At 37.6% G+C, this 11969-nt stretch carries 14 protein-coding genes; all 14 read right to left on the minus strand.

The features are described 5' to 3' along the window. Positions 1–2037 carry a flagellar biosynthesis protein FlhA gene (gene flhA / locus OTK00_RS09670; RefSeq protein WP_045169005.1) on the minus strand — a complete coding sequence of 679 codons (2037 nt, stop codon included), beginning with the start codon at positions 2035–2037 and terminating at the stop codon, positions 1–3. Further along, positions 2034–3134 carry a flagellar biosynthesis protein FlhB gene (gene flhB, locus OTK00_RS09675; RefSeq protein WP_045169004.1) on the minus strand — a complete coding sequence of 367 codons (1101 nt, stop codon included), beginning with the start codon at positions 3132–3134 and terminating at the stop codon, positions 2034–2036. Before flhB ends, flhA begins: the two co-directional genes overlap by 4 nt. Continuing rightward, complete coding sequence (gene fliR, locus OTK00_RS09680; protein WP_045169003.1) at positions 3131–3913, minus strand: flagellar biosynthetic protein FliR; 783 nt, start codon at positions 3911–3913, stop codon at positions 3131–3133. Before fliR ends, flhB begins: the two co-directional genes overlap by 4 nt. A 12-nt stretch (positions 3914–3925) precedes the next feature. Further along, positions 3926–4195, minus strand: coding sequence for a flagellar biosynthesis protein FliQ (fliQ, locus tag OTK00_RS09685; RefSeq protein ID WP_045169002.1), 270 nt, complete (start codon positions 4193–4195; stop codon positions 3926–3928). Positions 4196–4218: 23 nt separating this feature from the next. Continuing rightward, positions 4219–4971 (minus strand): flagellar type III secretion system pore protein FliP, encoded by a 753-nt coding sequence (gene fliP / locus OTK00_RS09690; RefSeq protein ID WP_082054612.1) that lies wholly within the window; start codon positions 4969–4971, stop codon positions 4219–4221. Further along, positions 4968–5363: a FliO/MopB family protein gene (locus OTK00_RS09695; RefSeq protein WP_268760778.1), complete on the minus strand. Its 396-nt coding sequence runs from the start codon at positions 5361–5363 to the stop codon at positions 4968–4970. The genes fliP and OTK00_RS09695 overlap by 4 nt, the downstream gene beginning before the upstream one ends. 43 nt (positions 5364–5406) lie before the next feature. Beyond that, positions 5407–5769: a response regulator gene (locus tag OTK00_RS09700; protein ID WP_045169000.1), complete on the minus strand. Its 363-nt coding sequence runs from the start codon at positions 5767–5769 to the stop codon at positions 5407–5409. Between the two features lie 68 nt (positions 5770–5837). After that, complete coding sequence (gene fliY / locus OTK00_RS09705; protein ID WP_045168999.1) at positions 5838–6968, minus strand: flagellar motor switch phosphatase FliY; 1131 nt, start codon at positions 6966–6968, stop codon at positions 5838–5840. Beyond that, positions 6965–7954: a flagellar motor switch protein FliM gene (fliM, locus tag OTK00_RS09710; RefSeq protein WP_045168998.1), complete on the minus strand. Its 990-nt coding sequence runs from the start codon at positions 7952–7954 to the stop codon at positions 6965–6967. Before fliM ends, fliY begins: the two co-directional genes overlap by 4 nt. 23 nt (positions 7955–7977) lie before the next feature. Then, positions 7978–8448 (minus strand): flagellar basal body-associated FliL family protein, encoded by a 471-nt coding sequence (locus OTK00_RS09715; protein ID WP_045168997.1) that lies wholly within the window; start codon positions 8446–8448, stop codon positions 7978–7980. After that, the gene (locus tag OTK00_RS09720; RefSeq protein ID WP_045168996.1) at positions 8445–8672 is read right to left on the minus strand and encodes a flagellar FlbD family protein; all 228 of its coding nucleotides are present in this window, start codon (positions 8670–8672) and stop codon (positions 8445–8447) included. The genes OTK00_RS09715 and OTK00_RS09720 overlap by 4 nt, the downstream gene beginning before the upstream one ends. Before the next feature lie 125 nt (positions 8673–8797). After that, positions 8798–10972: a flagellar hook-basal body complex protein gene (locus tag OTK00_RS09725; protein WP_241765457.1), complete on the minus strand. Its 2175-nt coding sequence runs from the start codon at positions 10970–10972 to the stop codon at positions 8798–8800. A 124-nt stretch (positions 10973–11096) separates the two neighbouring features. Then, positions 11097–11453 (minus strand): flagellar biosynthesis protein, encoded by a 357-nt coding sequence (locus tag OTK00_RS09730; RefSeq protein WP_045168995.1) that lies wholly within the window; start codon positions 11451–11453, stop codon positions 11097–11099. After that, positions 11450–11959: a flagellar hook capping FlgD N-terminal domain-containing protein gene (locus tag OTK00_RS09735; protein WP_045168994.1), complete on the minus strand. Its 510-nt coding sequence runs from the start codon at positions 11957–11959 to the stop codon at positions 11450–11452. The genes OTK00_RS09730 and OTK00_RS09735 overlap by 4 nt, the downstream gene beginning before the upstream one ends. Positions 11960–11969 lie beyond the last annotated feature (10 nt).

Consider the following 11969-nt stretch of genomic DNA (forward strand, 5'->3'; position numbering starts at 1 on the left):
TCAGACTTCCACCATCCCAACAGATTTTATTTGCACACTGGGTAAAATCTCATTGTATGAAAGAACAACAACATCTGGAAAGACGTTCTCAATAAGCCTCCTGAAATAAATCCTAACAATCGGCGAACAGACCACGATAGGCTGCGAGGCACTGCTCAGAAGCTTTTCCAGAATATTGCTGAGATTATTGATAAGTCTCTGGATGTAGTCTGGAGGAAGATTTACAAAACTGCCCTGATCAGTTTTTTGAATAGAGTTCATGATAGCCTCTTCTACCTCAGGTGAAAGTGTTACAGCCTCCAAGGTATTACCCGGGACATACTTCTTTGTAATATACCTTGCCATTGCCTGTCTTACATACTCTGTGAGAATGTCCACATCCTTTGTAGTGGAAGCCCAGTCAGCAAGGGTCTCTAAGATTGTCACCATGTCTCTTATACTAATCCGTTCTTTGAGCAGATTTGCCAGAACCTTCTGTATCTCACCAATTGTCATCAACTTGGGAACAAGTTCGTCCACCAGCACAGGATTGGTTTCCTTCACATTGTCAATTAGCTTTTGCACATCCTGCCTTGTCAAAAGCTCATGTGCATGTCGCCTTATTATCTCTGTAAGATGTGTGGATATAATAGATGGAAGATCCACAACTGTATAACCTGCCATCTCGGCTTTCTCTTTCATTGAAGAAGGTATCCAGATTGCATCAAGGCCAAACGCCGGTTCTTTTGTAGCTATTCCCTGTATCTGTTCTGTTACAAACCCGGGATTTATAGCAAGAAGACTATCGCTTATAAGCTCTGCCCTTGCAACCTCTACACCTTTTATATTTATTCTGTATTCATAAGGACTCAGTGAAATATTATCTCTGAGCCTGATAGTTGGAACAATTATTCCAAGCTCGAGCGCAAGCTGTCTTCTTATCATTACAACACGTTCTAAAAGGTCACCACCCTGATCCCTGTCGGCTAAGGGAATTATACCATATCCAAATTCAACCTCAATCGGGTCAACATATAGAAGGTTCATCACATTTTCAGGCTTTCTCAGCTCTTCAATTTCCTTTTCCTCTGTTTTCTCAACCTCCATTGTCTCAATCCTCTTCAAGCTTGAATTCATCCTAAAACCCATTGACACCATGGTACCAGAGAGAATGAGAAGTGATAGCTTTGGCATCGTAGGAATAAGTGACAGTATCGCCAGAATCCCGCCAACAGTATATAGCACCTTTGGGTGATATTCAAAAAGCTGCCGGATTAAATTCTCTGAAAGCTTGCTCTCATCGGCTGCTTTTGTCACAACAATACCAGTTGCAGTTGATATCAAAAGAGCCGGAATTTGTGCTGCAATCCCATCACCAACAGAAAGCAAAAGATACTTCTGTATAGCCTCAGAAACATCTTCACCTCTCATTGCCACACCAATAATAAGACCACCAATTGCGTTTATAAACGTAATCAAAATGGCTGCAATGGCATCACCTTTTACAAACTTGCTCGCACCGTCCATTGCTCCATAAAAATCAGCTTCTTTTTGAATCTTGCTTCTTCGAACCCTCGCCTCTTCTTCGGTTATAATCCCGGCATTAAGATCTGCATCAACTGCCATTTGCTTCCCCGGCATAGCATCAAGTGTAAACCTTGCCGCAACCTCCGAAACTCGCTCTGCACCCCTTGTTATCACAATGAACTGTATAATGATAATTATAAAAAATATTATAACACCAACTACTATATTACTACCAATAACAAAGTTGCCAAATGTATAGACAATCCTAACATTCTCACCTTGCCCGGTTAATATCTGCCTTGTTGTTGAAATATTCAGAGAAAGCCTGAGCAGCGTTGTGAACAAAAGAAGCGACGGAAAAACAGAAAAATCCAGAGCTTCTTTTATATTTATGCTATTGAGAAAAATAACAAGTGCAAGTGCAAGGTTGACTGCTATCAAAACGTCAAGCAGGCTGGGCGGAACAGGAAGTATCATGGCAAGGACTATCACTATTGCAAATATCGAAATTGTGGCACCTTTAAAATTCATCTTACATTCACCTTCTGATAGTTCTTTAGACTGTATACATACGCCAGCACTTCTGCCACTGTTTGATAAAGCTCAGGGGGAATAAAATCACCAACCTCGCACATATTATAAAGGCTTCTTGCCAGGTCTTTGTTCTCCACAATCTCAATCCCATATTTTCTGGCTTCCTCTTTGATCTTCTGAGCTATATAATCCTTCCCTTTTGCAATAACACGTGGCGCATCAAACTTCTCGGGCTCATACAGAAGTGCAACAGCATAGTGCGTCGGGTTTGTTATAACAACATCTGCTTTTGGAAGCTGCTGAAACATCCTCTGAAGCGAAACCTTCCTTTGCCTTTCTCTTATCCTTGACTTTATCTGCGGGTTTCCCTCTGTCTGCTTGAACTCTTCTTTGACCTCTTCTTTGCTCATCATGAGTTTCCTTTCATATTGCAGCTTCTGGAAAATATAATCACCCACTGCCAGTCCAAAAAACATTACCGACATCCATAAAATGAGGTTTATCGCCGAGTTAAATGAAAACTTGATAACAGAGGTCAGGCTCATATCATACATCTCAAGCAGTTTATCTGCAAATGTTCTGGTATACAGATAACCTGTATATCCTATTATCACTATTTTCAGAATTGATTTTATAAGTTCAACAATAGAGTTAATAGAAAATATCCTTTTAAAGCCCTCAACAGGATTTATCTTTTGAAAGCTCATTTTCAAAGATTCAGTTGTAATCAAAAAACCGCTCTGCATCCATTCAACTAAAATCCCTATGGTCATTGCAGCAAGACAAAAAGGTAAAATCAGCTTTAATGTAATGGTTATTATACTTGAAAAAAGTTTGTTTGCATCGGCTATATCTTCAATACTATAGCTCAGGTTGCTGAAAAAATACCTGCTATAGCCTTTCATAGGATTTACAAAAAGAAAATAACCAAACTTCAAAAAAAGAACACCTGCAAGTAAAACAAAAGCAGAGGTAACCTCTCTGCTCTTTGCTACCATTCCGCGTTTTCTTGCCTCTTGTCTTTTACGAGGGGTTGCTTTTTCTGTTTTTGTAGCAGTGTCTGCAAATAGCTGAATATCAAAAACCAATCTCACTTAAAGCCCCCTCTCAAAGCTTCAAATGTATAGGTGCTGAGCCTATCAAGTAAAACAAAAATCATCTTGTTCATAATTGGAAGAACTGTCACAAGCACCAGAAAACCCAGAGCAATCTTGACCGGCAGCCCCACCATAAATACATTCATCTGTGGCACTGACCTTGACAATATCCCAAGTATAATATCAACTATAAGCATACTCATCAAAATAGGCAAACTAATCTCTATTCCAATCACAAACAGTTCTATAAAGAATGTCACAAATTTCTGTGAAATCCGAGGTAGAATACTATGATAATCCAATGGCACCAATTTATAACTGTACACAACTGCCCTTATCAAAATATGGTGATTATCAGTGGCAAAGAATATAACAAGCATGTACAGGTACAAAAAGTTTCCAAGCAGTGGCACCTGAACCTCATTCAGGGGGTCAATCACGTTTGCCATCCCAAAACCAATTGCATTATCAACAATCTGACCCGCAAGAAGAATTGTAGCAAATATCATGTATGATATAAACCCTATTACAAGCCCCACAACAAACTCCCTGGCAACTGTCAGGACAAACTGTATTAGATTCTGGGGCAAAACATAGTTAAAATTATACGACAGCATTACAATAATACTTAAAAAAAACGCAAAACCTATCTTGAAATATGCAGGAATATTTCTTCTTCCAAATATAGGAGATGCAATAAAAATCCCACTTATACGCGATAGAACAAGAAAGAGTATATATGAACTATCTAAAAGATAGTTAAAAATCTCCTCCATTTTTTATTTCCTTTACTTCACAAACTGGTTTATATTTGTTAAAAGGTATTTTGTAAATTCCACAGCCTTTGTAAGCATCCAGCTGCCAAATATTAAAAGCGAAATTGCAATTGCAATAAGCTTGGGTACAAATGTAAGAGTCTGCTCATTAATCTGTGTTGTTGCCTGCAAAACCGAAACAATTATCCCCACAACCATGGATACAATCAAAATGGGTCCCGCAATATAAAATGCAGTCAGTATTGCCTGTCTTGCAATCTCCAAAACAACCGATACATCCATTTAAAGCTTCCCCACACCTTTTTCTATTTAAAACTTCTAATAAGAGACTCAACAACAAGTCCCCAGCCGTCAACAAGTATAAAAAGCAAAATCTTAAATGGCAGAGAAATCATTACAGGTGGAATCATAAGCATTCCCATCGACATCAAAATACTTGCAACAACCATGTCAATTATTAAAAACGGCACATATATTATAAACCCCATCTCAAAAGCACTCTTGAGTTCACTTATAATAAAGGCAGGAATGACAACCCTCAAAGGCAAATTTTTAATATCTGTGTCTGGATTTATATTGCCAAGTTTTACAAAGAGGTCTAAATCCTTTTTCCGGGTATTTTTAAGCATAAACTCCTTCAAGGGCTTTTCGGCTCTTTTGAGTGCCTCCTGTGATGTAATCTCACCTTTTATGTACGGCTGATAACTCTGTGTATAAATCTTATCACCCACAGGCGCCATTATAAAAAAGGTTAAAAATAAAGCAAGCCCAATTAATATCTGGTTTGGTGGCATTTGCTGTGTACCCAGGGCATTTCTAACAAACCCCAGCACAATTAAAATCCTGGTAAAAGAAGTCATCATAATTAGAATTGACGGGGCTAAAGTAAGCAGAGTAAGAAATATTATAAGTTGTATGGCAGCAGATACATCTTTGGGATTGTTCATGCTACCTAAGTTTATGCTAAAACTTGCTGCAAATGCCCGTTCAATTTTGCAAAAGGATATTATTAAAATTATTAAACCTGTCGATATAATATAGTGAAACTTCTTTTTCATCTTTCAGCTTCATCGTCCTTGTCTTTTATGAGAGTATACAGGTTTAAAACTTTATCTTTGAGCCCAAACGAAGAGCTTAAATTTTTGTCAAAAACATCTTTAAAACTTATTTCTTCCTCAGCATCTTCTGCCGTTGAAAAATCTGACATCTCAAATTCTTTTAAAAAAGTTATACTCTTTTGAGTTTTGCCAAGCAATATGTATCTCTGCCTAACCTTTACCAATACAAGCATACTGTCAGAAGAAAGGGGAAGAACATCCACTATCTTTATAAATTCCCCTTTCCTGAAAACCACCTTTTTGCTGTATGCCTTTAATACAAAGTAGGTAAGATATATCAATACACCTACTAATACCAGAGAAAATATTACTTTTAAAACAAGTTCCATCATTTAATTTCTCCTTGACATCAAGGTAAAAGCATAAAGATAGCATTTAGCCAAGTACCTTTTTGATAGCCTCCACAATTCTATCTGCCTGGAACGGTTTTACAATAAAATCACGTGCACCCGCCTGAATTGATTCTATAACCATTGCTTGCTGACCCATTGCAGAACACATTATAATCTTTGCCTGTGGATCAATCTTTTTTATTTCTCTTACCGCCTGTATTCCATCCATCTCCGGCATAGTAATGTCCATCATAACAAGATCGGGTTTCAGTTCCTTGTACATCTCCACTGCCTTAAGTCCGTTTTCAGCCTCACCCGCTACTTCATACCCATTTTTTGTTATAATGTCTTTGAGCATCATTCTCATAAACGCTGCATCATCCACTATTAAAATTCTTTTTGACATGAATCCCTCTCCTTTTCTCAAGTTCTTTAATGTAAAATTTGTCTTTCAAAAAAATGCTTATTTATATTTTATAATCTATTTGTTGGGTTGACAATATCAGTTATGCGAACACCAAAATTTTCATCAATAACCACAACTTCACCTTTTGCAATCACCTTACCATTTACAAGAATATCAACAGGCTCGCCCGCAAGCTTGTCAAGTTCTATAATAGAACCTGTTGAAAACTCTAAAATCTCCCTCACAAGCTTTTGTGTTCTTCCAAGTTCAACAGTAATCTCAAGCGGCACATCCAGAATTAGTTCAATATTCTCAGGATACCTTCTCTCTTCCTCTTCATCAAAGCTCTCAAACTGCACCGGTGAGACATTGTACACTCTTTCGCTTTTCTCCTCTCTTCTGGGCTGATAACTTTGTGATGAAGTAACCATTTTCTTTTTCGCACTCTCATCTTTTTGTGGCCTTTCAGAAGTCCCGGATGGCTGGTGGGAAGATAACGGCTCTTTTTTTTCCTCAGCAGCTGCACCCAGTGTATTGTTTAACATGGCATTGACAAGCTGTTTTGCAAAGTCCACTGGAATAAGCTGCATTATCTGGCTGTCTATCAAATCCCCTATTGTCATTCTGAATGCAACCTTTACTATTTTATCAGCCTTCTTTAATTCCGGAATCATCTCTTCGGCATTCCGTGCAAAATCTATCACAAACGCCTCGGGGGGGCTGATATCGATCTTTAAATTCAGCATTGAAGAAAGAGAAGTAGAAGCAGAACCCACCATCTGATTCATTGCTTCCTGTATAGCAGAAAGCTGAAGATCTGAAAGCTCCTCTGTAAACTCTATCTTCCCTGTCCCACCCATCATAAGGTCAGCTATTATTTCAACATCTTCCTTCTTTAAAATAAGAAGATTGACTCCATCAAGTCCTTCTTTGTACACAACTTTTATCGCAACATAGGGCACAGGAAACTCTCTGGGCAGCTCATCCCATCTGAGTACGCTTACAACCGGAGTTGTAATATTTACTTTCTGATTCAAAAGAATACTTAAAGTGGTTGCCGCTGTGCCCATTGAGATATTGCCTATCTCACCCAGTACGTCTTTGTCCTGATCTGTAACTGTAAGATCCTGTGAAGAAGAAGATTCGCTCATACCCCGCAAAAGAGCATCTATTTCATCCTGCGAAAGCAGATCGCTCATCTAAATTCCTCCTCCTCTTCCACCCTTGTTATTTTTATTGCTATTCTCTTCTCTTTTCTTCCAGGAACACCATAAAATTTCAATCTGTTTCCAACAAACACCTCAATTTCTTGATTCTTCTTTCTATCAAGTTTGATTACATCACCTACTTGAAGATCCAGAAATTCTCTTACTGTGATTTCAGCCTTGCCAAGGATTGCTCTAACAGGCACCTTTGTCTTCTCAATTTTTTTCTGCAAATATCCCCTTGTCTCCTCTGATGTTTCCTTTGCAGAGGTCGAAAACCAGTACTTTGTGCTAAGCCTTGGCATAATAGGTTCTACAACCATGTAAGGCAAACAAATATTTGTCATACCTTCTGCTTCGCCCACCTTCATATCAATTGTCACAAGTGCCACAGTCTCGTTTGGCGATACTATCTGTGTAAACTGCGGATTTGTTTCTATTTTTTCAACTCTCGGTCTTAAATCTATGATGTTTTCCCATGCTTCTCTGAAAAAACTGATAAGTTGCTGCAGTAGTCTTTCAATCAGGACAAGTTCAATCTCAGTAAATGTTCTTATCTTGTCAATGCCTTTCCCAAAGCCCCCCAGCACTCTGTCTATCATTGCAAAGGCTATTTCGGGTGCCATCTCAAATACAATACTGCCTTTTAAAGGTGCAAAGTTAACAATTCCCATTACCACCGGGTTTGAAAGTGAATTGCTGAACTCGTAATACGTCAGCTGTTCAACAGAAATCACATCCATTTGCACAACCGTTCTTAAATATCCAGATAAAAAAGTGGTGACCATACGAGAATAATTTTCAAAAATTATCTGGAGTGTTCGAAGGTGGTCCTTTGCAAACTTGCTTGGCCTTTTGAAGTCGTAAACTCTAACATTTCTCTCCTGCTTGGGTTTTTGGACCTCCTCAAGCGAAAGCTCACCTGATGTCAGCGCACGCAAAAGTTCATCTATTTCACTCTGCGAAAGTATATCACCCATTTTAAGTTGTTTCACCGCCTTTTTTACTGAATAATAAACTCACCAAAATTGACATTGTACACTTTATTGTCAAATATCTCATTTAACCTGTCTTTTATTTCTTTTCTAACCTTCTCTTTCCCTTCCGGCTTCAAAAGTTCATCGGCAGTTTTGCTTCTGAGCACACTATCGATTATGTCAGCAATCACTATATTCTTTTCTTTCATAGTTTCAGGCAATTTCTTATCCGTCACTTCCAATTGCACTGTCACCCTGATAATTCTGCCTGCATTTGTTTGAGTATCCTGAAGATTGCTCATCAGTGCTTTCCCATCATTGACATCATATGTATACAGCTTCTCTGGTTTTTTTACTTCAGGAGCAGACTTGGCAGCTGGGGTAGTTGGTGATAGGTTTTTCATCACTGTCAGAAAACCAATTCCCATACCAGCCATCATCAAAAGCAACAAAACAAGCAATATGAGAATTATTGAATTTAGCTTTTCTCCTTTCATTGTTCATACTCCTTTTTCACAGATTGTATGTTGAATATAACTCCTTCAAAAATTCTCTTTTTATACTCAATAACCTTCTCAATTACTTCATCCACCGACTCTTTCACAACAAGCTTAACACCATTTGTAAGCGTGATAACAGTATCAGGTGTTGCCTCAACAAACTCAATAAAATCAGCATTTACAACAAATTCTTTATTGTTTATTTTCCTTAATTTTATCATACAAAACCATCCTTTTGAAATATCTGTGGCGCACCTTATTATCATTTTCAGATTCTTTTCGGGAGGAGCAAACCCATTGCCCCTCCCTTTTCATATCCTCTTTATATATTTATTACCCATTATTTTTATCTTTTAATATTTACCAAATCCTGCAAAAGTTCATCAGATGCAGTTATAACCCTTGCATTTGCCTGATAACCCCTCTGGGTTACAATCATATCTGTAAACTCCCTTGCTAAGTCAACATTGGACATTTCCAGCATTCCTTGAGCTATTGTACCTCGAGAACCAGAACCTGGTGTTCCAATCTCAGGATTACCTGAGTTGGCAGTGTTTATATAAAGATTATCCCCAATCCTTTGAAGCCCTGCAGGGTTTGCAAATGTTGCAAGAGCAATCTGAGCTATCTTTTGTCTATGACCGTTGGAGTATATACCATTGATAAAACCAGCTGGATCAATCTCAAAACCCATAAGATCTCCTGCAGTATATCCATCTACCGATAAAATTTTAAGTTCATTGTTCCCATTATACTGGGTGATTTTGCTCAAGTCAAAAAGCTTATCAGGATCAAATAAATCAAAAACTATATTTTTGACATCTCTTTCAGTTCCATCTCCCAATTTAATAGTAAATTTTTTTTCAGGATTAGCTGTATAATTATCCTCATAATTACCCAGAACCTTCAAACTATCACTTTTAATACTCCCATCATTGTTAAACTCAAGTAGTCCATATGCTATAAACTTATTAGATTTCTCAGGATCAGTATTTTGGTATAATCTTTCATCAATATATTTACCATCTGATCCTCTCATCCCATCAACAATCCATTCCCATTGGTTAACCCCGAGTTTTACAAACATAAGTTGAAGAGTATGTTCGCTTCCCTGGCTATCAAAAATTTTAAATGATGTGGAATAAATGTCATTTGGAGAAACCTGTTTTAAGACATTGTAATCACTTATTGTAAAAGGCAAGCTTTTTTGTAAATATATTGTATCTACTGGCATTTCAGGATTCTGTGAAGGTTTTGTAAGAGTTAATTGAGTATTGTTGTTACCTGGTATAATATACTGATTACTAGGATTCCAATCTATTGTTGTGTAGTTTTTACCCCCATCTGTACTGTATTTGTAGTTTTTACCATCAAAATATATTTTTAGAGTATCATACCCCTCCAATGAACCATTCAAAATGATTCCTGTGTCTTTTAGAGTTTCATTATTAAATGTTTTTGCTTCAGTCAAAACTAAATTATCTTCAGCATCACTATTAGGATCAACAGCTTTTTTTTCAAGTGTTAAACCATTACTTAGTACAGCTTTGTTCCCATCCCACTGGGTTATCTCTATCCAGTTGGAGTCTCTATCAGTCTTATACATGTACTTCTTATTGGCACTATCATATTTTACAGACAACTGTGTAGCTCCATCACTTCCATAGTAATTCCCTGTCACCGTTATACCTGTATTTGTTAATGACACTGGATTTGAATTAAAATTTTTATACTGCTTTAACTCTACTGTGTCCTCGGGCACACGAGTAACAACAGTTGGCTTCTCAAGGGTTAATCCATTTAAATTGAATTTGCCATCAGGATCCCAATTTATTTTAATAAAACTCCTACCACCATCAATACTATATTCATAAATGCTACCATCATATCTCACTGTTAAATTTATATCACTTTCACCATTATAGGTTCCATATATTTTTATACCCGTTTTAGATAATAATATTTTCCCTATATCAAATTCATTATTCAAATTACCACCAAACACTATTTTGGAAGTCGGCTCAGCACCCATTGGATTATAGTTTGTGATATTTATCTTGTCCAGTTTTTTGCTTATTTGGTCTGTCTTAGGATCATATGCATACCCCAGAACATACAATCCATTTGCCGTAATAAGATATCCTTCCTTATTTAAACTAAAATTCCCTGCCCTTGTAAATCGTGGTGCTTTCCCATCACCACCAACCACAAAAAATCCATCACCCTCAATTGCCAAATCAGTTAAATTGTCTGTTCTCTGTAAACTACCTCTTGCCATATTCAAATCAGTTGATGCAACATTTACGCCTAAACCAATTTGCATAGGGTTAAAACCGCCCCTGCCAGAGGTTGTATCGGGTGCAGAGGCTGCTTTTATAACAGACGCAAACACAGATGCAAAAGTCACTCTGCTTGATTTAAAACCAACTGTATTCACATTGGCAATATTATCACCTATTACATCCATCCTGGTCTGGTGTGCACGAAGCGCTGAAATTGACGAAAACATTGACCTCATCATTTTTCCAAAAATCCCCCTTTTAAATTGCTTAAAATATCTACATCTCAAACCTTCCCTCTGTCAGTCAGGAAGGCCTTTTTCTTCACGGGGGACCTCCCACCTGTCGGGTCCATCCCCCTCTTTTTTATAGCATCAAAACTCCATCTATGTTGGTGAATATGTTATCCCTCAGGCTGTTTACATTTTTTGCTGTCACAAGCACTCTGTTTTTTACATTAACAATGTATACAACATCTCCGTTTAGAACCAATACATCATTCTTAAGACCTTTCTGCTCAGCTTTTTCAATGGCCTGCTCAAGCTTTGCCAAAATATTTTTGTCAATATTGATATTCTGGGTATTTATCCTGCTGTTTGCATGCTTTGAAATCTTGAGGTTTTGAGAAAGCAAATTTGCAAAACTTTGATGGTTATCTTTCTTTTCAGTCTTTGTATAGTTTGGTTTTTCAGAATTTATATTGCCAATTCTGTTTATGGTCATTTTGAACTCTCACCCTTTTGCAAAGAGTTCAAAATCTCAAGCAGGTCATCTTTTGTTGGAATTTTACCCATTATATCGGCCAAAACTTCTTCTGCATATGTGTGGTAAATCTGCTTGACATTCTCTGTACTAACTTCAACCCCGTTTATATTTAAATACACTTTGCTACCATCTTTTCTTATGCTGTCAACTCTTCCTTCCAATGTTTTTGATGTATCAGAAGGGTTTGTGGCAACCACATACCTTCCAATTAGCCCCTGGGCTTTTACAAGCTCAAAAGATTCATTTAAATTCTGCATCTGTTCAAGCGCAGAAAACTGTGCAAGCTGTGCAACAAACTCTTTATCTTCCATAGGTTTTAGCGGGTCCTGGTATCTTAGCTGTGTCACCAAAAGATTCAAAAACTCCTGCTTGCCAAGGGTATTTTTTGTAGCAGCCTGAGAAAAAGAGGTATTTGAGCTCTGCCTAAAAACTCCTGTCAGATTGTTAATACCTGTCTCCGCCATTTTTTTCACC

The organism is Caldicellulosiruptor morganii, from assembly GCF_026810225.1.
Taxonomy (GTDB): Bacteria; Bacillota; Thermoanaerobacteria; order Caldicellulosiruptorales; family Caldicellulosiruptoraceae; genus Caldicellulosiruptor; species Caldicellulosiruptor morganii.